Below are 21,396 nucleotides of genomic sequence, written 5' to 3'. Positions count from 1 at the left end.
TCCCGAGGAGTCTGTCCTTGCATTCCCATTCCATCCGCCTCCTGGCCCTCGTGGCCGGGGGCCTGCTGTCTGTCATTCCTTCCCCCCGCGCGGCCCATGCCGCCACGCCTGGCGGTTCCGCCAACCTCATCCGCCTGCCGCCGCAGCTCACCGGCGCGTCGCAGTCCGCGGAGGTCCTGGCGCCCGGCGGCACCGCCCAGCTGTCCATCCAGGCCACGGATCCGCAGGGCAGTCCGCTGACGTTCTCCTGGGGCGCCAGCGCGGGCACGCTGGGCACGCCCGTGAACACGGGCAACTCGAGCAGCCAGACCTGGACCGCGCCGCAGTGCCTGGCACCGGATGACACGCCGGTGGCCGCCACGGTCACCAACGCCTACGGCCTGTCCACGTCCGCGCTGTTCCCCTTCAGCGTCCCCCAGGACCTGTCAGTGAACCGCCAGCCGCCCTTCACCCCGTCCGGCTTCGAGTCCCTGGTGAACGTGGCCGTCACGCCCCAGCAGACGCTGCGGATGACCGCGCCCTCGGTGCCCACGTCCGCGGATCGCATCGTGTTCGCGCAGGACCAGCTGCTGCGCGTCACCTTCGTCGACAAGTACGCCGGGGCCACGCACGCGTTCGGGTACGTCTACTACGACGACCTCGTGGCGCGCGGCTACGTGAACACCCAGGGCACGCCGGACTCGGCGGACGACACGCTGGTGGACGCCAACGGCAACGGCATCCTGGACCTGCATGAGGACCTCTACGGCCTGGCCCCCACCTCCGGTCCCCAGGCGCGCCCGTACATCGGCGTGAGCCGCCGCTGTACGTCGTCCTTCACCTCGGGAGGCTTCCAGTACAGCCAGCCCGAGCTGGCGCTCAACGCGAACTGCACCTCCGCCTTCCTCCGGCAGGAGCTCACGGACGCCCGTCCCGGCCACACCTTCGAGTACTACATGGTCGACGTCGTGGGGGCCTTCACCCCTTCCGCCACGTCCCCGAGCGCGGGCTTCTCCGACCAGGGCCTCTTCGGGCGGCTGCCCAACCTGCTGGAGCCCCGCGACGCGGCGAACAACTTCATGGGCCTGGGCTCGCTGGTCTTCCTCAACACCGACGACGACTTCAACGTGGACACCTATCGCGCGCTGGGCCTGGTGCCGGACGCGACCAGCGCCGACCCCAACGGCATCCCGGACTACGACGTGTCCCGCTACGACCTGCGGGGCCAGGTGCGCGCCGTCAACCCGGATCCGGGCATCACCGCCGCGGACCGCACCGTGGACCTGGGGGTCATCCCGGGTGGCAGGGAGCTGGTCTTCTTCCTCGTCACCGCCTTCGAGATGTCCCACAACGTGGACAACGGCACCGTCTTCCCCTGCCTGCGCAAGGCGGCCAACGGCCAGTGCACGCTGCACCTGAAGACGCCCCTGTCCGTCTTCTTCTCCAAGGCGAAGTGGAACCTGGACCAGGACCCCCTGGGCACGGTGCCCACCGCGCAGCGCAACATCGGCTGCAACTATTCGGATTCGTGCCGCGCGGACTCGCCCCAGACCTCCGCGACGGCCTGCACCGTGTACGGCACCTCCCAGAAGCTGTGTGGCTGGCTGGATTCGGAGGTGCGCGACCGCCTGACGACGCCCGCGTATGGCGGGGTCTCCCTGCCCCTGGAGGCCGCCAGCGTCCCCGCGCCGGGCAACGGCAACATGCCGCACGCGCTGCTGGTGGCCCCCAGCACCCAGCCCTCCCCGTGGATGCTGGGCTTCGAGGACCTCAACGGCGGCGGCGACCGCGACTTCAACGACTTCGTCGTCCTGTTCCAGGGCCTGGCGGGGAGCACCGCGCGCTCCAAGGTGCTGAACCCCCCGGACGCGGGCTGCGCCGTGTCCCGCGTGCGCTTCCAGAAGACGGATGTCCTGCCCCCGGGCTGTGAGGGCCTGCCGACGCCCTCCTATGAGGTGGCCACCGACTGCAACGTGTGTGGCCCCGGCTTCTGCGCGCCCAACCCCAATCCCACGTGGCGCCCGCTGCCGCTGCTTCGCGGCACGGACACCGTCACCGTGGATGTCTCCGACCTGTCCGGCAACCAGCTCTGCTGGCGGCTGTCCCATATCGGGGGCACCCCCGCCTGCCTGCCCACGGTGACGAACGTGAGCGTGGGCTACGAGCTCACGTCCGTGGCGCCCTGACCCAAGCGCCGTCTTCCGCACACCCGCCGCCCCGGTCCCCTGGTGTGGGGGCCGGGGCGTGCCCACATCCCTGGGAGATGTGATCCGCCCTGTGCCCGGGTCGGAGGGCAGGCAACCCTCCCTTCAGGGCACCCGGAAGAAGTGTCGAAACCCCCCGCTGTAAAAACTGCCGGGTTCCGTCCTAAGCATTGAAGCCGTTTCGCGCAACGGCGCGAAATCATTGAGGTTGCCTGTCGGCTGGCATTGGCCCGTGCGTTGCTAAAGGTCTCCCCGTCGCAGCAAACGGCGGTCACACACCCCGCCCTCTTCCCCGAGAGAGACCCCCATGCAGGCTTCCAACTCCTTCTCTTCCGCTGACTCGCTCTCCACGTACCTCTCGGAGATCAACCAGTACCCGCTGCTGAACCCGCAGGACGAGCAGTCGCTGTCCCGCGCCTTCCGCGCCGGCGACCTGTCCGCGGGCCACCGCCTGGTGACGAGCAACCTGCGCTTCGTGGTGAAGGTCGCCTACGAGTACCGCTCCTACGGCCTGAAGATGTCCGACCTCATCCAGGAGGCGAACATCGGCCTGATGAAGGCGGTGCAGAAGTTCGACCCGGAGAAGGGCATCCGCCTCATCTCCTACGCGGTGTGGTGGATCCGCGCGTACATCCAGAACTACGTGCTGCGCAACTGGAGCCTGGTGAAGCTGGGCACGACGCAGGCGCAGCGCCGCCTGTTCTTCAGCCTGGCCCGCACGCGCCGCGAGCTGGAGAAGCTGGGCGCCGGCGAGGGTGGCCACATCGTCAACGCGGATGAGATCGCCAAGAAGCTGAACGTGAAGCCCGCGGAAGTGCGTGAGATGGAGCAGCGCATGGGCGGCCGGGACCTGTCCCTGGACGCGCCGGTGGGCGAGGACGGCGACGCCACGCACCTGGACTTCGTGGAGTCGGAGAGCGCCTCCCACGCGGACGAGGTCGCCGACCGGCAGCAGGCGGGCCTCACCCGCACGCTGGTGCAGCGCGCGCTGATGCGCCTGGACCCGCGCGAGCGCTTCATCATCGAGCAGCGCGTGATGAGCGACTCCGAGATGACCCTGAGCGAGCTGGGCGAGCACTTCGGCTTCTCCCGCGAGCGCGCCCGCCAGCTGGAGATCCGCGCCAAGGACAAGCTGAAGGCGGAGCTGGCGAACCTGATGGCCGAGGCCGGCCTGGACCAGGCCGAGCTGGCCGCGTAGTCCCAGGGAGCGCCTTCAAGGCTGCGACAACTTCACGGCCCCGGACCCTCGCGTTGGGAAGCGCGAAGGCACGGGGCCGTGGCATGTCCGGCGTCTGTATTACCGGGGCACGCCGGGCGAGGACTCGCCGCTCTCCGGCGCGGCGGGCGTGGCCGGCTGCGTGCGGGACGTGGCGTCGATGCGCAGGGCCTGCGGCTCGCCGCTGCTCGCGTCCGTGCGGTAGGAGGCCCGGACCTGCGCGCCCTCCTGGATGTCCGCCGCGCTCGCGGCCCGGCCGTCCACCTGCACCTGCGTGCTGGGGCCCACCTTCAAGCGCAGCTGCGGCTCACCGGACTGGCTCACCAGCACCTCCTGGGCGCTGGCGCTCAGCACGTCACCGGAGATCTGCTGCTCCTGCTGCACCGCCTGGGTGTTCTGCGCGGGGGCGGCCTGCCGCGAGTTCTGGGCGATGGCGGCCTGCTGCGTGGCGGCGTTCTGGTTCGCGGCCTGCTGCTGCTGGGCGCTCTCCTGGGCGATGCGCTGGTTCGCGGCGGCGCTCTCGTTGGAGGCCTGCCGCTGCTGGGCGGCGAAGTTCTGCTGCGCCTGGCGCTGGGCCTGCAGCGCGCTGGCCTGGGCCTGCTGGGCCACGGACTGGGCCTGCTGGGTGCGCGCCTGGGCCTGCTGCTGGCTGGACTGGGCCTCCTGGGCCTCCTTCTGGGCCTTGGCCTGGGCCTCCTGGAGCTCCTGCTGCTTGCGCTGCACGTCCTCCTGGGCGCGGGCGGCCTCGCGCTGCTCGCTGGAGGCCTGCTTCTGCGCGTCGCGCGCGTCGTCGAAGGCCTTCTCCGACTGGGCCTGGGCCTGTTCCACCTGGTGTTCAGGGGTGTTCTCCGCCTGGTCCTGGCGAGAGCGGTCTTGGTCCTGGCAGGCGGTGGTGCCCACCAGCAATGCGGCGACTCCGGCACCCAGCCATGCTGCGCGCGATTTCATGGGGTTCTCCTGTCAAAGGGATGACAGGGCAAAGATGGCGAGGGCTCGCGGGGCGCCAACCCGGGGCGCCGCGAGCGCCCGCCCGTCCGCCCGCCCTGCGGCAGGCGCTCACTTTGGGGCTACCGCGTCCGGAGGAATGGCGATAAGGGGCGCCCCCCCATGCGCGCCTGCGGACTCGACTTCGGAACCAGCAACACCGCCCTGGCCCTGCCGGACGGCACGGTGTTGCCGCTGCAGCCCCACACCCCGGAGCCCCGGCTGTTCCGCTCCGTGCTCTTCTTCGCGGAGGACGAGCGGGAGGTCTTCACGGGCGCGGACGCCATCCAGCGCTACCTGGAGGACAACAACGGCCGGTTCATCCAGTCCGTGAAGTCCTTCCTGCACAGCTCGTCCTTCCGGGCCACGCAGGTGAAGGGGCGCACGTTCACCATCGAGGACCTGGTGGCCATCCTCTTGCGCCGCGTGCGCGAGGCGGCCGGGGCCCACCTGGGCGAGGCGCCGGACGCGGTGGTGCTGGGCCGGCCCGCGGTCTTCACGCCCGACCCGGAGGCGGACGCACTGGCGGAGAAGCGCCTGCGCAAGGCGGCGGAGCTGGCGGGCTTCACGCACGTGCAGTTCCTGATCGAGCCCATCGCGGCGGCGCTCGCGTACGAGGCGCGGCTTGAGAAGGACGAGCTGGTGCTGGTGGCGGACTTCGGCGCCGGCACGACGGACCTGACGCTGATGCGGCTGGGGCCGTCGCGGCGGGGGAACCTGGACCGGCGGCCGGACGTGGTGGGCTCCACGGGTGTGCGCATCGGTGGTGACCGCTTCGACGCGGAGATCATGCGGCACAAGCTGCTGCCGCGCTTCGGGGCGGGGTCCACGTACAAGGTGAAGGGCTTCAGCCACAAGCGGCTGCCCATTCCGCAGCACGTGCTGGCGAAGCTGCTCAACTGGCACGAGATGTCCTTCATCCGGGAGAAGTCCACGCAGGAGCTGCTGGAGGTGATGCTCGACACGAGCGACCACCCGGCGGAGATCCAGGCGCTCTACGACCTGGTGATGGACAACCTGGGCTACCGGCTGTTCCGGTCCATTGAAGCGGCGAAGGTGAAGCTGTCCAGCGAGGACCTGGCGACCATCGACTTCGACGAGGCGCGCATCCACCTGCACGAGCCGATGACGCGCGGGGAGTTCGAGACGGCGAGCCGCACGTTGTTGGATGAACTGTCGCAGTGCACGGAAGGGCTGTTGGCGAAGTACCCGGAGGCCAGGGACATTGACGCGGTCTTCCTGACGGGCGGTTCGTCGCAGATTCCGGCGGTGCGCGAGCTGTACGTGAAGCGCTTCGGAGAGGAGCGGGTGCGCACGGCGGACGCCTTCACCTCCGTGGCGGAGGGCCTGGGCCGCGCGTCCGCGTGGCTGACGGGGTGAACCATGCCAGGACAGGCAGCACGGCGACGGTGGCTTCAAGTCGCGGTCGTGCTGTCGCTGTCCCTGGCGTGTGTGGGGCCCACGGACCGGACACTGGTCACGGGGAGGATCCTCCCGAAGCAGATCCGCTTCGTGACGCTCAGGCAAGCGACGCCAGGGGAAGAAGGCGGTCAGCGCTCCGCATGCATCCACATCCGGATTACTCGCGCTAACACAAGCGAGTCCGTGCTGTGCAGGTTCGGCGTTGAAACGCCCCTGCGAACCCACGAGGGCGTCATCTCCCTACCGCTGGCGCAGCGCATCGCGGCGGACCGTATCAATGAAGCCTCCCAGGCGGTCTTCAGCTCCGCCACCATCGACTCACTGCTCGGAATGCTTTGTGAGTTGATGAAGGCACAGCTGCGAACGACCTTCGAGGCGTCCCTTGCCGGAGCCCGATTCAGGGCGCAATGCGATGAGCGGGCGCCTCCGGTGCTGTTCGGGAACGTGAATCTCTGACTCTGGAGCCATCGCGCCATGCCACCCAGCACGAATGAACTGCTGACCCTCGTTCGCCACTACTGGCCTGCTTCGTACGAGGAGTCCTTGGACGACGCCCACCCTGAGCTCCAGCGTCGCCGAGAGCGATGGGCGCAGATGCGACAGCAGGACGAGCGCTGGGAGGACTTCCGGCGGCAGCTGGGCATGCGGCTTCCAGACTTCACGCTGGCGGAAGCAAGCACGACCTCCCAGGCCTCCTTGCGCTGCGCCGTCTATCCCGCGAAGGGAATCCCCATGCACCCCGTGCCCTGGGTACTCGTGGGTTGCCTGAGCATCCTGGCACCGGTCTACACGGTGTATGGACTGACGTTCGACTACGAGGGACGCAAGCGCGGCAAGGCCCACCTGCACCTGCCGCCCCTGCCCGCGGCCATGAGTGACACCGCGCGCATCATCGCCCGGGAACTCGAGGCCCACTTCCACGTCACGGCGCTCCCGCCCGAAGTCGCAGCCCTTCCCGTCCCCGTCGCCGTGGAGTGGACGCGTCCACCCCAGACGACCCTGTTCGACGCGCTCTTCGACAGTGAGCCAACCATCGTCCCCTGACGATTCAGGGCCCCACGTCCACCGGAAGGGTGAGGCCGGTTACGGGGTGCCACCGTCCAGCGCCACCCCGTCCAGGACTCCCGCATCCTCGGCCGGTGGCACGGGTGGGGGCTCCGGCTCCGCGCCCACGCTGCGCCGCAGGATTCGACCGTCCAGGCTGACCGCGTAGCGAGCGCCGGTGTCCACGCCGATGAAGGCGTCGCCACATGCGTCCGGGGCCTCGTGGATCAGAATGAAGAAGAGGTCTCCCTGACGGATGACACGGTAGCGATAAGCCTCCGGCGTTCCCCAGCACGGCGTGTCCTTGGACCGGGGAGGAAAGAAGTCCGCCACCGCGACCTGGACGGCATGAAGCCACCGGCCGTCCAGTTCATAGGCCTTCCCGTCGGCCCCCACCTGCACCGCGGACTGCGCGTAGAACGACGGGAACGCGAGGCTCCGGTCTCCCTCCCAGTCAGGAGGCCGGGTTCCCTGCCCGCGCAGGCACCCCGCCAGCACCAGCACCCCGCCCACCAGGGTCAGCCCTCCGCAACGCATCGCGCTCGTCAGTCGTGGCATCCGCGGTGCTCCTGCCTAGCGTGTCGGGACGAACCGGAACTCCGTTTCGCTGTCCCAGGTGACGGAGCCTGCCCGCGTCCGGCGCCAATGGCCTTCTGCATCGGGCGTCCATCGCACCACTTCCGTGCTTCCGTAGGTGTACTCGTAGAAGCCGTCGCAGCCCGTGGAGTTTCCTGAGGAACCCTCGGAGAAGAAGGCGACGATTCCAATGGGAAGCCGTCCTGCCTTCGTTTCGACGTATCCCCCGTGGATCCGCACCATCTTCGCCAGCGCTGCGAGGTCCCGCTCCGAGAGGTTGGTGGGCGTCGCGGGGTGGTTGTGGAGGAAGTAGAGGTACTTGAGGCTATTGGGTGGATACCGCGAGTCCTCGACGAACGCGGGGGCCCGGCAGCCCTGCTCGAACTGGCTCCGAGTGGCATCGGAGCTCTCCACCAGCTTGCTCAACGCATACCGGTCATCCGGGACGTAATACAGCCAGGCGCAATACTCCTTCGACATGCGCCAACGCACATCGAAGTTCGCTGCCGCCGCGTTCCCCGCCGTGGCGTTGCGTTGGGAGAGGATGAGGGGACAGGCCGCCAGGAGCGCATCCCAGGCGCTCTCGAACAGCGGCGTCCCCGGCATCGGGCCTTCCAGTCGGGCAGGCATTCCCGAGGAATCGAAGCGCACGACGCCCGGGGACGGCGGCGAAGCACACGCTCCCAGAGACAGGGCGCCCCACAACGCCCCCATGAAGGCCCGGTTCCTCAGGGCCCCACGTCCACCGTGCGCGTCGTCCAGTCCGTGCCTCCACGCCCGTCCCGGGCCACCACCCAGACGGTGATTCGCTCCGGGGTCGCGGCCGTCGTGTACGTCGTCGTCGGGTCGCCGGGCTTGCCGTCCACCGGCTCCAGCGAACGGAACGCGCCCACCTCGCCCTCGCCCGTCGCGAACCAGCTGTAGAAGACCTGCTCCGTCCGCGTCCCGTCCTCCGTGGCGTAGACCTCCTCGCTGCCCTCCCCCAGCACCGGCGTGAACGTCACCTCCGTGTCCAGCGGCAGCGGCCCTGCCAGCGGCGCGTCGTTCCACAGCACGTCCTGCATCACCGGGTTCTGGTTGGGCGCGTCCGTCGAACGCAGCGTGATGCGCCGCACGCCCCGCTCCACGCCCTCCGGCGTCCCGCTGCCGTCCGTCGCCTCGTACCCCACGAAGAGCGGCAGCCCCACCCGCAGCGCCTCCTGCACCGCAGGGTCGTTGAAGTCGAACGTGCCGCCGTCCCCGCCCCCCGTGTTGCCCGTGGCCTGCTGGAACGACTCGATGAGCAGCGCCTGCACCGCAGGGTCGCTCAACGACAGCACGCCGGCCGGCAGCGCCACCCCGCTGTCCCCCGGACACGCCGTGTCCCCGTAGGGGTTCACGTCCGGCCGGCACAGCGCGTACGTCACCGTCACCGGCCGCGCGTCCGGCGTCACCGCCAGCGCGGTGAACGTCACCGGCGGCGGCAGCGTGGAGGCGGCCGGGTCCAACGCCAGCTCCGGCGGCTCCGCCTTGATGGCCAGCACCCGCACGCTGCGAATCTCACTCTGCTCATCGAAGTCGGCGCCACCGCACGCGCTCAACCCCAGCAAGGCAATGACACACACGAGGACGGGAGTGCGCATGGCGTCAGAAGGCTCCCTTCAGGCCGAGCACGGGCAGGATGGGCAGGCCCTTGAAGAACTCGCGCTCTGAATAGTTGTAGTTGTAGGCCACGCCTTCAACCGACTGGTTGTTGTAGGCGTTCGTCAGGTCCAGGTAGACGTCCAGGTTCCACGTGTCGAAGACGATGTTCTTGTCCACGCGGATGTCCAGCTGGTTGAACGACGGCAGCCGCTGCGAATTGACCAGGCCGTAGTACGGGATGAACACGTCCGTCGTGTCGTCGCGCCGGGAGCCCTGCACCGGCGTCGTCGGGTTGCCGGACGCGAAGCGGAACCGCGCGCCCACTTCCCAGCCCTTCGGCAGCTTGTAGCTGGCAATGGCCGTCAGCACGTGCGTCTGGTCGTTGTCGAACAGGCGCCAGCGCGCCCCCGGCGCGTCCCGGCGCTCGCTGCGGCTGAGCGTGTACGAAATCCAGCCGAACAGCCGGTCCGTCAACGCGCGGCGCACCAGCAGCTCGAAGCCGTAGATGCGCCCCACGCCGCCGTTCTTCAGGTTCTCCGGCACCGACTCGCCATTGCGCTCGACGCGCGCGTCCGAGCGCACGATGAGGTCGTCCAGGTCGTTGTAGAAGACCTCCGTCCCCACGAACCACTCCGGCCGCGCCTGCCACTCCGCGCCCACGCTGTACTGGAGCGACCGCTTCGCCCCCAGGTCCGGGTTGCCGAACCCCGGCGACGGCTCATCCTGCACCGGCGGGCTGTGGTAGACGCCCGCGCCGCCCTTCAGCGTCAGCGCCTCCGTGAGCGCGTAGCGCACCGCGAGCCGCGGGTTCACACTGCGCTTCACCTCCTGCTGCTCCGTGAAGATGTAGCTCTCCGTGCGCACGCCCGGCACCACCAGCAGGTCCTTGATGGGCCGCCACCGCACCTCCGCCCAGGCGGACGGGTAGTACTGGGTGAACTTCCCGTCGATGTTGATGAGGTCCTCCGTCACCAGCGGCGACGGCGGCTCGCCTTCACGCGGCGGCTGCTGGATGCTGGCCGTCACCTTCGCCAGGTTCGTCACCACGTCCAGGCCGCCCGCCACCGTCACGCTGTCGTTGAAGGCGTACTCCACCGTGGGCCGCAGGAACAGGTCCGTGGACGCGATGCGCAGCCCGCGCTCGCCAATCTGGAAGTCCAGGAGCGTGTTGCCGATGAGCCCGTGCGTGTCGAGCGTCAGCTTGCCCTCGCGGAACTGGTGCCGCAGGCGCAGCTGGTTGAAGCCCGTCGTCACGTCCAGGCTGCCATTGACGGACGGGTCGCCGTCCGCCGGCTGGTCCAACAGCAGCGCCAGCCGGTCGCGCGACGTCAGGCCCTGCAGCGTGAAGGTGTGACGGCTGTTGGGCTTCCACACCAGCTTCGCCTGCGCGTCGTAGTAGCGCGGCGCCACCTGGAGGCTGTCGTCGTCGAACGGCACCGCCTTGAGCACCAGGTCGATGTACGAACGCCGGCCGCCAATCGCGAAGCTCAGCGTGTCCGTGATGGGGCCCTCAATCACCGCGTTGGACTCGATGAGGCTGATGCCCACCGTGGCGTGGTAGCGGTCCGTCCGGGGCTCGCGGCTGCGCACGTTGATGACGCCGCCGGTGATGTCGCCGTAGTACGCGGAGAAGTTGCCGGGCAGGTAGTCCACCGCCTCCAGCAGGTCCGAGTTGTAGACGGAGGTGAGGCCACCGAAGTGGTACAGGATGGGGATGCGCAGGCCGTCCAGGAAGACGCCGGACTCCTGGGGGCTGGTGCCTCGGATGACCAGCGCGCCGCCGTTGAACGCGGGCCGCGCCACGCCCGGCAGGTTCTGCACCACCTTGAGCGTGTCTCCCTGCGTGCCCGGGACGCGCTGCACCTCCGCCACCGTGATGGTGGTGCGCGTCACCTCCTTGCGCTCGCGGTCGCTGCGCACCACCGTCTCGTACTGGCTGAAGATGCGCTTCTGCACGTAGTACGTGGCCTGCGTCAGCTTGCCCTCTTCAATGGTCTCCTGCGTCTTGAAGCGGTCGTAGTTGCCCATCACCACGACCACCGGGTGCGTGCCCACGGGGACGCCCCGGAAGGAGAAGCGCCCGTCGCCGTCCGTGACGGCGGAGCGGTCCAGCTCCGTGAGCACCACCTCCGCGCCCACCAGCGGCTTGCGCGTGCCGCGCTCCAGCGCCTGGCCGCTGAAGTTCACCGGGCCCTGCGGCTCCTGCACGCCGCCGTCCGCGGACGGGGGCTCCGGTGGCGGCTCCGGCGCGCGGAAGACGAACTGGTAGGCGTACTGGATGCGCACCGGCGCGGGGACGTGGTCCACCTCCGCGGGCTCGAACTGGAACTGCTTCACCGCTTCCGTGGCGGCCTCGTCGAAGCCATGGCCCGCGGGCTGGGTGATTTCGACGTTCGTGACGGCGCCCGTCTCCGAGATGTCGATGAACATCACCACCGTGCCCTCGAGCTGCTGGGCAGCGGCGTCCGGCGGGTAGGCCGCTTCGACCTGGCGCAGGAGGGCGGGCGGCTTCGTCAGCACGCCCGTGGGAGCGCCAGCATCGCCGGCGAGGGTTCCTGCGTCCGGAGCCTGTGCCACGGCTCCGGTCGCAAGCAATACACAGACGACGCAAAGGAGCGTTCTCATGACGGGTGCGCGGGTCTCCCGCGCGCCGTCCTAGCGCCCTCCGAGGCTGGGAGCGAGCACGATCTCGATGCGCCGGTTCTGGCTCTTGTGCTCCGGCGTGTCGTTGGGCACGAGCGGCTGGTACTGCCCGTAGCCCGCCGCGGACAGCATCGTCGGATCCACGCCAGAGTCCTGCAGCGAACGAACCACCGCCATCGCGCGCGCCAGGCTCAGCTCCCAGTTGGTGGCGAACTGTCCGCCGCCGGTGGGCACGTCGTCCGTGTGGCCTTCCACGCGCACGATGCGGCCCTTCACCGTCTTGAGCGCGTCGGCGATCTTCACGAGCGCCTCCTGCCCTTCCTTGCCCACGCGCGCGGAGCCGGACGCGAAGAGGATCTTGTCCTTCAGCTGCACGGTCATCCGGCCCTTCATCTCCGACAGCTCGATCTTGCCGTCGGAGATCTCCTGCTTGAGCGACTGGGCCAGGTTCTCGTACTCGGAGCTCTTCTTCTCCAGCTCCTCCTTCGCCTGCGCCAGCTTCTTGGCGTTGCGCCCCAGCTCGTCGTTGAGCGCGGCCAGCTGCGCGTTCTTCTCCTCCAGGGCGCGGCGCTCGGCCGCGGCGCCGGTGAGGCGGTTCTCGGAGGCGTCCAGGCGCGTCTGCAGCGCGGTCTTCTCCTGCTCCAGCGCGGCCTGCTTCTCCTCCAGCTCCTTGATCTTCGCCTCGGCCGCCGCGCGGGCCGCCTTCTCATCCGTGAGGTTCTTCGTCAGCCCTTCCGCCTCCAGGGCCTTCTCGTTGAACTTCCCCTGCGAGACGCAGCCCGTGGAGAGGGCGACGAGGGCAGCCAGAACCAGACGTGTCCGCATATGTGCGATTCCTCCTGACAAGGATGTTGGTGGGTCTGAGATTACCGCTCTCAGGCCCGCCGCCTAGGAGAAACGCGCATCCAATTTGAGGCCAAACTTCCCCGCTGGACGAGCGGCCTACTTGGGGAAGATGGGGTGGGTGTCCAGCCAGGAGCTGAAGAGGGCGTCCGCGAAGGACTTGCCCGGGATGTGGACACCGCCGGACGCGCCGCCGGAGACGTGGAGGCCGGAGCCGGGCAGGTAGGTGAGGACGAGGTCGTCCCCCTTGCGCACGTCATGGAGGGACGACAGGAGCTTCTCCAGGGACTGGTTGAGGGCGTCCTCGCGCATGGCCGGGTTCTGGCGCAGGCCTTCGCGGAAGCTGCCGACGAGCTGGTCCTTGGTGATGGTGCGCAGGAAGCGGAAGTGCAGGCGTTTCAGGCTGTTGGACGCCACGGCCTCCTTGAAGCAGGAGGGCTCCTCCTCCATGTAGAGGCTCCAGACGTAGACGTTGAAGAAGAGCTTCTTCTTCAGCTCCATGTGGGTGAGCGCGAGCGTGCGCCCCTCCACCTGGAGGGAATCCGGCATGTTGACCCCGCCCGCCTGTCCCGCATGGGCGGCAGCGCCCACGAGCAGGAGCATCCCCAGCGCGAACCCTCGCGCCCCCTTCTTCCACGCCGTCCCCGTCATCGCCTTCCCCTTCACCCCTGAGTCGGTGATCGCAACGGTGCGCATGCTCTACAAAACCGCCACCGGCCGCGATCATTGGTTTGTGCACCATTGGACGGCAACCGGACGTCCAAGGCAAGGCCGTTGGGGGTACAAGCGACACCCCGGTTGGCAAGCCTACAGGATGGATGGCGCGGAGCGTCAGGCCCCGCTTCCGGCGAGCGTCGCGACGTCCGCGGAGGCCTGCGTTCGCGCCGTGCTCCGGGGCAGCAGCACCACGAAGCACGCGCCCCCTTCCGGCGGCGCCTCCACGGAGATGGTCCCGCCGTGCGCCGCGACGATCTGCTTGGAGATGAAGAGGCCCAGGCCCAGCCCGCCCGTGTTGCGGTTCGCGAGCCCCCGGTCGAACCGGTCGAAGATGCTCTCCCGCTGCGCCTCCGGAACACCGGGGCCGTGGTCGCGCACCTCGATGCGCGCCAGGTCTCCCTGCTCCTGCAACCGCACCACCAGCGGCCCACCGGGCGCGTACCGCATCGCGTTCGTGAGGAGGTTCGTCAACACCTGCTCCAACCGGTGCAGGTCCACGTGCCACGGCAGCTGGTGCGGCGCGTCCAGCCGCGTCGGGCACCCCGCCTGCGCGAGCTGCCCGGACAGCCGCTCCAACACGTCCGAGGCCAGCTGCGCCAGGTCCACCTGCTGAACGTCGAGCGCGAACGTGCCCGTCCGGATGCGGGCCACGTCCAGCAGGTCCTCCACCAGGCGCGTCAGCCGGTCCACCTGGGCCAGTGACACCTTCAGCGCTCGCGGCAGCCGCTCCGGGCTCACGACACGCCCCTCGACCGGCTTCACGTACCGCTCCGCCATCTGCAATTGCAGCAGCAGCGACGTGATGGGCGTCTTCAATTCATGTGAGGCGATGGAGAGGAATTCGTCACGGGCGCTGAGCAGCGACTCCAACCCCCGCTGCTGCTGCTCCAGCTGCTTCGCGTGCGCGTCCTGCTCCGACGCCCGCAGCCGCATGGCCGCCATGGTGAGCTGCGTCTGTACGCGGGCCAGCAGCTCCTTCGCCGCGAACGGCTTCGTCAGGTAGTCGTCCGCGCCCAGCTCCAGCCCGCTCGCCGTGGCATCCTCACCCACGCGCGCGGACAGCAGGATGACCGGCAGCGTGCGCAGCGCTTCGTCCGCGCGCAGCTGCTTCACCAACTGGATGCCGTCCATCACCGGCATCATCACGTCCGACAGCACCAGGTCCGGCCGCGACTCCCGCGCCGAGCGGAGCGCCTCCGCCCCGTTCGCCACCGCCGTCACGGCGTAGCGCTGCGACAGGAGGCGGCGCACGTAGTCGCGCATGTCCGCGTTGTCGTCCGCGAGCAGGATGCGCGGTCGCGGTCCGGCCGCCGCCACCGGTGCCGGAGCGTCCGCCGCTTGCTCCAAGGACCAGCGCAGCGCCTCCTGCACGAACGCCTCCACGCGGATGGGATTGGCGGGAGGCCGCTCCGCCTCCGGCCCCTGCGCCCCCATGGAGACGGCACGCCCGAACGGCACGCGGACGGAGAAAGCAGCCCCCTGCCCCTCCACGCTCTCCACCTCCACCGAGCCCCCGTGGAGCTTCGCCAGGTCGTGCACGAGCGCGAGCCCGATGCCGCTGCCCTCGTGCGTGCGCCCCCGGGCCTCCTTCACCCGGTGGAAGCGCTGGAACACCTTCCCCAGTTCCGCCTCCGGGATGCCGATGCCCGTGTCCCGCACGGACAGCCGCGCGAAGCCGTCCTCCCGCTTCAGCTCGACGCGGATCTCCCCGGCGTGCGTGAACTTGAACGCGTTCGACACGAGGTTGAGGACGATCTTCTCCCACATCTCCCGGTCCACGTGGACCGGCTCTCCCAGGGGCTCGGCGTCCACCACCAGCCGCATGCCCACGCGCTCGATGGCGGAGCGGAACGCGCTCGCCACGTCGCGGGTGAGGGCGGACAGGTCCGTGGGCTCCATGGTGGCCTGGGCGCGGCCCGCCTCGATGCGGGAGAAGTCGAGCAGCGCGTTCACCAGCTTGAGCAGCCGCAAGGCATTGCGGTGCACGACCTGCAACTCGCCGTGCGCTGACTCCGGCAGCGTCCCGCGCAGCCCCGCCAGCAGGTCCTCCACCGGCCCGAGCATCAGCGTGAGCGGCGTGCGGAACTCGTGGCTCACGTTGCTGAAGAAGGCCGTCTTCGCCTGGTCAATCTCCGCGAGCGCCTCCGCCCGGCGCCGCTCCGCCTCGTAGGCCCGTGCGTTGCCGAGCGCCGCGCTCACCGCCCCACTCAGCATCTCCACGAAGGCGCGATAGGTGCCATCGAGCGGCAGCCGCTGGCTCACGCCGATGACCAGGTATCCGAGCGGTGCGTCCACGCCCGCGACGCGCACCGGCAACACGAAGCCCGCCTTCACGGGCTCCGGATACGGGCCCGCGACGACCGGGCCGAAGCGGGCCTCCAGGTCCAGGACGGGCTCCACCCGTCCGCTCTGCGCCGCCCGCGCCAACGGCCACGTTTCATCGTCGGCGGTGTCCGTGAGGCGGATGACGTCCGGCGCGAACGGCCTTCCCGCCTTCGTCCCGCACAGGCCCTGGAGCCGGGCCTCGGTGCCGCCCGGAGCGGTGACGTAGAGCAGCGCGAAGGGCAGGTCGAGGGCGTACTCCCCCAGCGTCGCGAGGAGCAGGGCACACGCCTCGCTGAACACCAGCGCCTGCCCCGCGCTGTCGGCGATGTCCCTCAGCGCCCGCGTCCGCCGCTCGGCGAGCATCGTGGCGGTTGTCTCAGTTACCGGGTGGAAGAGGCCCACCACCTTGCCGGACTCGTCGCGGATGGGGCTCAGCGAGAAGGTGAAGAAGGCCTCCTCCGGGTAGCCGTTGCGCTCGAGGAACATCCGCTGGTTCTCGAGATAGGACGTCTCTCCGGCGAGCGCGCGCTCGAACGGTTCGCCAATCGCTGGCCAGGCCGACGCCCAGGTGATGCGGTAGCTCTCCCCCATGGCGCGGGGGTGGGCCGCGCCGCATGCCACGCGGTAGCCGGCGTTGTAGATCTGGTTGTGGCCCTCGCCCCAGATGATGTTGATGGGGAAGTTCGACGCGAGGCAGAGGCTCACCGTCGTGCGCAGGCTCTGGGGCCAGGACTCGATGGGCCCCAGGGGGGACTTCGACCAGTCGAGTGAGGCAATGAGGGCAGCCATCTCGCCCCCGCCTGCAAGCCATTCGAGCTTCCCGGGGAGCGGCGCCATCGTGAGGAGATAAGTACCCCGGTATGAGCCATCAAGGAGAAAGACCGATTCCCGGGCGTTTGGACCGTCCTTCATCCAACGGTCCCGCGCTCCGGGAAGCCGACGTAGGCTCCGCGCCCATGAGCGCTTCCAGCCCGCCCCAGGTCCACTTCCGCACCTGCAATCTGTGTGAGGCCATGTGCGGCGTGCGCATTGAAGTGGCGGACGGGCGAATCACGTCCATCAAGGGGGACGCGGAGGACCCCTTCAGCCGGGGTCACATCTGTCCCAAGGCCGTGGCGCTCCGCGACCTGCACGAGGACCCGGACCGGCTGCGCCATCCCATGAAGCGCACCGCTTCCGGCTGGGAGCGCGTGTCCTGGGAGGACGCGTTCCGCGACATCAGCCAGCGGCTCCATGACCTCCAGAAGGAGCACGGGCCGAACGCCGTGGGCGCGTACCTGGGCAACCCCAACGTCCACAACCTGGGCGCGATGATGTTCGGGCCCCAGCTCCTTCGCGCGCTGCGCTCGCGCAACCGGTTCTCCGCCACCTCGGTGGATCAGCTGCCCCACCAGCTCGCGGCCCACCTCATGTTCGGCCACCAGCTGCTGGTGCCCATCCCGGACATCGATCGCACGCGGTACATGCTCGTGCTGGGCGCGAACCCTCTCGCGTCCAATGGCAGCCTGATGACGACGCCGGACGTGCGCGCCCGGCTGCGCGCCATCCAGGAGCGCGGCGGGAAGGTCGTCGTCATCGACCCGCGTCGCACCGAGACGGCGGGCATCGCCGACCAGCACGTCTTCATCCGGCCCGGCACCGACGCGCTCGCCCTCTTCTCCCTGCTGCATGTCGTCCTGGAGGGCAACGAAGGGAACGCGCACCGCATGGGCCGGCTGGCGGCGTTCGTGGACGGGTTGGACACCGTGGTGCCGCTCGTCCGGGACTTCCCCCCGGAGCGCACGGCCCCGCACACGGGCATCGCGCCGGACGTGCTTCGCGGCATCGCGCGGGACTTCCTCGCCGCGGACGGGGCCGTCTGCTACGGGCGCGTCGGCGTGTCCACGCAGCCCTTTGGCTCGCTCTGCCAATGGCTCATCAACGTCCTCAACATCGTCACCGGCAACCTGGACCGGGAGGGCGGCGCCCTCTTCACGCTTCCGGCCTTCGACCTCATCGGCGGGCCTCGCGCGTTTGGCGTCAGCCCCGGCAGCCATGGCCGCTGGAAGAGCCGGGTCCGCGGCCTGCCGGAGTCCTCCGGGGAGCTGCCCGTCGCGGCGCTCGCGGAGGAGATCCTCACCCCGGGCGAGGGCCGCATCCGCGCGCTCATCACCCTGGCCGGAAACCCCGTGCTGTCCACGCCCAATGGCACCCAGCTGGACACCGCGCTGGGACAGCTCGACTTCATGGTGAGCGTGGACCCCTACCTCAACGAGACCACCCGCCACGCGCACTACATCCTGCCGCCCGCGTCCCTGCTGGAGCGTGGGCACTACGACCTCGTCTTCCACGTGCTCGCCGTGCGCAACACCGCGAAGTACTCGCCGCCGGTGTTCCCCGCCGCTCCGGACTCACGGCAGGACTGGGAGATTGTCCTGGAGCTCCAGCACCGGCTGGAGACCCTGCGCAAGGGGCGGAGCGTCCGCGCGCTGCTCCAGCACCAGGCCCTCAAGCGGCTGGGGCCGGAGCGCATCCTCGACCTGGGCCTTCGCATGGGGCCCTATGGCTCGCGCTTCCATCCGCTCAAGAAGCACGGCCTGTCGCTCGCGAAGCTTCGCGCCGCGCCGCATGGCATCGACCTGGGCCCGTTGAAGCCCAGCCTGCCCGGCCGGCTCCGCAACCGCGCCAAGCGCATCCAGCTGGCGCCGGAGCTGCTCGTCGCGGACGTGGCCCGGCTTCGCGCCGCGTTCCCCGACGACGCGGCGCCTCGCGAGGGCGAGCTGCTGCTCATCGGCCGGCGGCACCTGCGCGACAACAACTCGTGGATGCACAACGTGCCGGGGCTGGTGAAGGGCCGGCCCCGCTGCACGCTGATGATCCACCCGGATGACGCCTCCCGCCTGGGCCTCGCCGAAGGGGCCAACGCCACCGTCCGCTCGCGCGTGGGAGAGGTCACCGTGCCCGTCGCCGTCACCGCCGACGTGATGCCCGGCGTCGTCAGCCTGCCGCACGGCTACGGCCACCAGCGTCCGGGCATCCGCCTCCAGGTGGCCGGCGCGCATGCGGGCGCCAGCATCAACGACCTGACGGATGATCAAGCGCTGGACGTCGTCAGCGGCAACGCCGCGTTCAGCGGAACTCCGGTCCAGGTGCGCCCGGCCTGATTTCCCGGACCCCGGTCCGGCCCACCTCCGGCCCTGCCCGGTCACAACCTGTCCGACTGTCGGACCGGTTTCCGCTGCCCGGACGGCGCCAGCGCCCCAGCCCCGGTCCTCCCAACCTGTCCGACTGTCGGACAGGTTTCCGCGCCTCGGATGGAACGGGCGCCCCCTCTGCCCCGGTCCTCCCAACCTGTCCGACTGTCGGACAGGTTCGTGCGGTGCTCCGCCGATGGGCGGTCCCCTGAGGGGTTCTCACCTTCTCAATCCATGTGGACAGGCTTCATGTCCGCGGGCCTAGCGGTACACCGGGGCGGGCAGCACGGGCGGCACCACCGGCGTGGCGACCGTGACCGTCACCTTCGTCTTGGCGCGCCACACCAGCGGCGTGAGCGCCCCCACCAGCACGAACACCGCCTGCACCGTGTGCGCGAGCAGCGCGATGGACATGGCCTTCGCGGCCGTGGTCCCCATCACGCCCGCCGCCAGCGAGAACATCCCGTCCGTCACGCCCACCTGCCCGGGCACCAGCGAGCCCATCGCCAGCGCCACCAGGTAGAGCCCCTGCGTGAACAGCGCCTGCACCACCGTCGCGTCGATGCCCACCGCGTGCGCCAGCACCGCGTACTGCATCACCTGCAACACACGGCTGCCCAGGAACGCCAGCATCGGCCGCCACGGACACAGCCCTCCGGCGCACACCGACGCCTGGAATGCCTCCGCGTGCGTGCCCCACTTCCCGCACCGCCTGCGCATCCACGCGCCCAGCCGCTTCGCCCGGAGCGCCACGCGCACGCCCAACGACGCGAGCAGCAACACGAAGCCGTGCACCAGCATCGCCACCGTGAAGGCGCTCCAGCCCGTCATCGCGTACGCCGCCAGCGCGCACGGGAAGGAGATGAGCCCTCCAGCCCCCAGCGACGCCGACTGCGACGTGGCCGCCGCCGCGGCAGCAGCCGCGCCTCCGGTGTAGGGCGTCAGCATCGTCGCCTTCGTCGCCTCCGCCGCCGTCCGGCCCGCGGGCGCCATGCTCGACACCGCGGTGCCAATCAGCTGCGCTCGCACCAACACCGACAGGGGCACCTGTCCCGAGCGGGCGCCGTAGGACAGGCGCGTCGCCGTGGCGTCGCAGGTCTGCCGTCCCAGTTCGATGAGGACCACCCAGGGGAGCAGCGGCAGCGCGTCCAGGAGCGTGGCCTTCAGCTCACCGGCGCCGGCTTTGTGCACCAGGGTGGCCAGCATGCCCAGGCCCGCCATCGCGAACACGGGTTTGAGCACCGTGAGCAGCCTGCGTCGCCAGACGCACGGTGCGGCGGAAAGCCCCTCCCCGACGACGGCCCCCGGCCCGGCCAGGGCCCCTTCGCGGTGCACGTTGCTCACACTCGCCCTCCTCGCCCGTTCCCACCCGCCCCACCGAGGGGTCCGTTTCAGAACCTGTGCAGCCCCCACCTTCATGGCGAGGCCCGATCGTCGACGGCCGGTAGCCTCCTTCCCCTCGCGTCCTCGGGTGGACAGAGCACCGCGCCCCCCGGGCGACGAATGCAGGCCGGGCGGATCCCTCCACCCGAGGGATGCACACCGCGCGTGGAGCGACAGCGCACGCTCGGCAGCAGCGCCGAAGGCGGTTAGGGTGGCGCCGCCTTCACAGCGCGGGAGCAATGCCATGAAAGCAGTGCGCTTCTCGGCCTTCGGGCCGCCCCCCGACGTCGCCCAGGTGGTGGAGGAGTCGCCTATGCCGCTGAAGCCCGGCGAGGCGCGGCTGGCCGTGCTCGCCACGCCCATCAACCCCTCTGATCTGCTCACCCTCTCCGGCGAATACGGCGTGCTGCCCAAGCTGCCCGCCACGCCCGGCAACGAGGGCGTGGGCCGCGTGGTGGAGGTGGCCGGCACCGACGCCGTGGCCGTGGGGGACCTCGTGTTCCTGCCGCTGGGCGCGGGCACCTGGCGCACCCACCTCGTCGCGCCCGCCGCGCAGCTGTTGCCCGTGCCGCCGGGCCTGGACCTGCTCCAGGCGAGCATGCTGCTCATCAACCCGCCCACCGCCTACCTGATGCTGCGTCAGTTCGTGACGCTCCAGCCGGGTGAGTGGGTGGTGCAGAACGCCGCCAACTCCGCGGTGGGGCGCTACCTCATCACGCTGGCGCAGGTGATGGGCCTGAAGACCGTCAACGTCGTGCGCCGCCAGGAGCTGGCCGACGAGCTCAAGGCCCAGGGCGCGGACGTGGTGCTGCTGGACACGGATGAGCTGCCCAAGCAGGTGCGCGCGGCCACGGGCGGCGCGAAGGTGCGGCTGGGCATCGACGCGGTGGGCGGCGACTCCGCCCGCAGGGTGGGCGACTGTCTGGCGACGGGCGGCGTGCTGGTGAACTACGGCGCCATGAGCGGCAAGGGCCCCATGCTGTCCGCGGCGGCCAGCATCTTCAAGGACGTCACCCTGCGCGGCTTCTGGCTGACGCGCTGGCTGCGCGATGCCCCGCGCGAGGAGCAGAACGCCACGCTCGCGCGGCTGGCGGAGCTGATGGCGGTGGGCACGCTCCAGGCGCCCGTGGACGGCACCTATCCGCTGGAGCGCATCCAGGACGCGGTGAAGCGCGCGCTGGAGCCGGGCCGCAACGGGAAGGTCCTGCTCACCCCCAACCCCGCGGCGTGAAGCACCCGCCGCTCACGTGAAGGAACGACGACC

At 70.0% G+C, this 21,396-nt stretch carries 16 protein-coding genes; 7 read left to right on the top strand and 9 right to left on the bottom strand.

The features are described from left to right. Nucleotides 1–17: 17 nt before the first annotated feature. Both NR792_RS31000 and NR792_RS30995 read left to right on the top strand, forming a co-directional pair. Nucleotides 18–2,165: a DUF4114 domain-containing protein gene (locus tag NR792_RS31000; protein WP_375756312.1), complete on the top strand. Its 2,148-nt coding sequence runs from the start codon at nucleotides 18–20 to the stop codon at nucleotides 2,163–2,165. Between the two features lie 325 nt (nucleotides 2,166–2,490). Next, a complete protein-coding gene (locus NR792_RS30995; RefSeq protein WP_207052718.1) occupies nucleotides 2,491–3,381 on the top strand; it encodes an RNA polymerase factor sigma-32 in 891 nt (296 codons plus the stop codon). A 99-nt stretch (nucleotides 3,382–3,480) separates the two neighbouring features. Here NR792_RS30995 and NR792_RS30990 read toward each other — a convergent pair whose 3' ends face one another. Continuing rightward, nucleotides 3,481–4,347, bottom strand: a complete 867-nt coding sequence (locus NR792_RS30990; protein ID WP_375756311.1) for a hypothetical protein — start codon at nucleotides 4,345–4,347, stop codon at nucleotides 3,481–3,483. A gap of 159 nt (nucleotides 4,348–4,506) precedes the next feature. On the opposite strand from NR792_RS30990, the gene NR792_RS30985 reads away from it, so the two are divergent. From NR792_RS30985 to NR792_RS30975, 3 genes are all read left to right on the top strand, one after another. Next, a complete protein-coding gene (locus NR792_RS30985; RefSeq protein ID WP_375756310.1) occupies nucleotides 4,507–5,763 on the top strand; it encodes an Hsp70 family protein in 1,257 nt (418 codons plus the stop codon). A gap of 48 nt (nucleotides 5,764–5,811) precedes the next feature. Further along, nucleotides 5,812–6,261, top strand: a complete 450-nt coding sequence (locus tag NR792_RS30980) for a hypothetical protein (protein WP_375756309.1) — start codon at nucleotides 5,812–5,814, stop codon at nucleotides 6,259–6,261. Nucleotides 6,262–6,399: 138 nt separating this feature from the next. Beyond that, nucleotides 6,400–6,849 (top strand): hypothetical protein, encoded by a 450-nt coding sequence (locus NR792_RS30975; protein WP_375756308.1) that lies wholly within the window; start codon nucleotides 6,400–6,402, stop codon nucleotides 6,847–6,849. A gap of 39 nt (nucleotides 6,850–6,888) precedes the next feature. On the opposite strand, the gene NR792_RS30970 is transcribed toward NR792_RS30975, so the two are convergent. The 7 genes from NR792_RS30970 to NR792_RS30940 all read right to left on the bottom strand — a co-directional run bounded on the left by NR792_RS30970 (nucleotide 6,889) and on the right by NR792_RS30940 (nucleotide 16,365). Then, nucleotides 6,889–7,407 carry a hypothetical protein gene (locus NR792_RS30970; protein WP_375756307.1) on the bottom strand — a complete coding sequence of 173 codons (519 nt, stop codon included), beginning with the start codon at nucleotides 7,405–7,407 and terminating at the stop codon, nucleotides 6,889–6,891. A gap of 15 nt (nucleotides 7,408–7,422) precedes the next feature. Further along, nucleotides 7,423–8,055 (bottom strand): hypothetical protein, encoded by a 633-nt coding sequence (locus tag NR792_RS30965; RefSeq protein WP_375756306.1) that lies wholly within the window; start codon nucleotides 8,053–8,055, stop codon nucleotides 7,423–7,425. 98 nt (nucleotides 8,056–8,153) lie between these two features. Then, on the bottom strand, nucleotides 8,154–9,047 hold the full coding sequence (locus tag NR792_RS30960) for a hypothetical protein (RefSeq protein WP_375756305.1): 894 nt from the start codon (nucleotides 9,045–9,047) through the stop codon (nucleotides 8,154–8,156). A 4-nt stretch (nucleotides 9,048–9,051) separates the two neighbouring features. Beyond that, entirely contained in the window at nucleotides 9,052–11,673 is a 2,622-nt protein-coding gene (locus NR792_RS30955; RefSeq protein WP_375756304.1) for a TonB-dependent receptor domain-containing protein, read from the bottom strand. A 30-nt stretch (nucleotides 11,674–11,703) separates the two neighbouring features. Next, nucleotides 11,704–12,516, bottom strand: coding sequence for an OmpA family protein (locus tag NR792_RS30950; protein ID WP_120593056.1), 813 nt, complete (start codon nucleotides 12,514–12,516; stop codon nucleotides 11,704–11,706). 117 nt (nucleotides 12,517–12,633) lie between these two features. After that, on the bottom strand, nucleotides 12,634–13,230 hold the full coding sequence (locus NR792_RS30945) for a chalcone isomerase family protein (RefSeq protein ID WP_375756303.1): 597 nt from the start codon (nucleotides 13,228–13,230) through the stop codon (nucleotides 12,634–12,636). 135 nt (nucleotides 13,231–13,365) lie between these two features. Beyond that, the gene (locus tag NR792_RS30940; RefSeq protein WP_375756302.1) at nucleotides 13,366–16,365 is read right to left on the bottom strand and encodes an ATP-binding protein; all 3,000 of its coding nucleotides are present in this window, start codon (nucleotides 16,363–16,365) and stop codon (nucleotides 13,366–13,368) included. 167 nt (nucleotides 16,366–16,532) lie between these two features. Between NR792_RS30940 and NR792_RS30935 the strand changes: the two genes are divergently transcribed. Further along, the gene (locus tag NR792_RS30935) at nucleotides 16,533–18,719 is read left to right on the top strand and encodes a molybdopterin oxidoreductase family protein (protein WP_375756301.1); all 2,187 of its coding nucleotides are present in this window, start codon (nucleotides 16,533–16,535) and stop codon (nucleotides 18,717–18,719) included. A gap of 291 nt (nucleotides 18,720–19,010) precedes the next feature. Here the strand turns inward: NR792_RS30935 and NR792_RS30930 are convergent, their stop codons facing one another. Next, the gene (locus NR792_RS30930) at nucleotides 19,011–20,093 is read right to left on the bottom strand and encodes a lysylphosphatidylglycerol synthase domain-containing protein (protein ID WP_375756300.1); all 1,083 of its coding nucleotides are present in this window, start codon (nucleotides 20,091–20,093) and stop codon (nucleotides 19,011–19,013) included. Nucleotides 20,094–20,376: 283 nt separating this feature from the next. Between NR792_RS30930 and NR792_RS30925 the strand changes: the two genes are divergently transcribed. After that, the gene (locus NR792_RS30925) at nucleotides 20,377–21,363 is read left to right on the top strand and encodes a zinc-dependent alcohol dehydrogenase family protein (RefSeq protein ID WP_375756299.1); all 987 of its coding nucleotides are present in this window, start codon (nucleotides 20,377–20,379) and stop codon (nucleotides 21,361–21,363) included. The last annotated feature ends 33 nt before the right edge of the window (nucleotides 21,364–21,396 follow it).

Source organism: Corallococcus exercitus, from assembly GCF_042231735.1.
GTDB classification, from domain to species: Bacteria; Myxococcota; Myxococcia; order Myxococcales; family Myxococcaceae; genus Corallococcus; species Corallococcus exercitus_B.
The sequence above is the reverse complement of the archived record's forward strand: the minus strand, read 5'-3'. Positions and strand labels throughout refer to the sequence as shown.

Bases quoted from the DNA above. Each gene is read 5' to 3' on its own strand.
- NR792_RS30995 (WP_207052718.1), top strand. From the start codon at position 2,491: ATGCAGGCTTCCAACTCCTTCTCTTCCGCTGACTCGCTCTCCACGTAC.
- NR792_RS30990 (WP_375756311.1), bottom strand. From the start codon at position 4,347: ATGAAATCGCGCGCAGCATGGCTGGGTGCCGGAGTCGCCGCATTGCTG.
- NR792_RS30985 (WP_375756310.1), top strand. From the start codon at position 4,507: ATGCGCGCCTGCGGACTCGACTTCGGAACCAGCAACACCGCCCTGGCC.
- NR792_RS30975 (WP_375756308.1), top strand. From the start codon at position 6,400: ATGCGACAGCAGGACGAGCGCTGGGAGGACTTCCGGCGGCAGCTGGGC.
- NR792_RS30970 (WP_375756307.1), bottom strand. From the start codon at position 7,407: ATGCCACGACTGACGAGCGCGATGCGTTGCGGAGGGCTGACCCTGGTG.
- NR792_RS30965 (WP_375756306.1), bottom strand. From the start codon at position 8,055: ATGCCTGCCCGACTGGAAGGCCCGATGCCGGGGACGCCGCTGTTCGAG.
- NR792_RS30960 (WP_375756305.1), bottom strand. From the start codon at position 9,047: ATGCGCACTCCCGTCCTCGTGTGTGTCATTGCCTTGCTGGGGTTGAGC.
- NR792_RS30955 (WP_375756304.1), bottom strand. From the start codon at position 11,673: ATGAGAACGCTCCTTTGCGTCGTCTGTGTATTGCTTGCGACCGGAGCC.
- NR792_RS30950 (WP_120593056.1), bottom strand. From the start codon at position 12,516: ATGCGGACACGTCTGGTTCTGGCTGCCCTCGTCGCCCTCTCCACGGGC.
- NR792_RS30945 (WP_375756303.1), bottom strand. From the start codon at position 13,230: ATGCGCACCGTTGCGATCACCGACTCAGGGGTGAAGGGGAAGGCGATG.
- NR792_RS30940 (WP_375756302.1), bottom strand. From the start codon at position 16,365: ATGGCTGCCCTCATTGCCTCACTCGACTGGTCGAAGTCCCCCCTGGGG.
- NR792_RS30935 (WP_375756301.1), top strand. From the start codon at position 16,533: ATGAGCGCTTCCAGCCCGCCCCAGGTCCACTTCCGCACCTGCAATCTG.
- NR792_RS30925 (WP_375756299.1), top strand. From the start codon at position 20,377: ATGAAAGCAGTGCGCTTCTCGGCCTTCGGGCCGCCCCCCGACGTCGCC.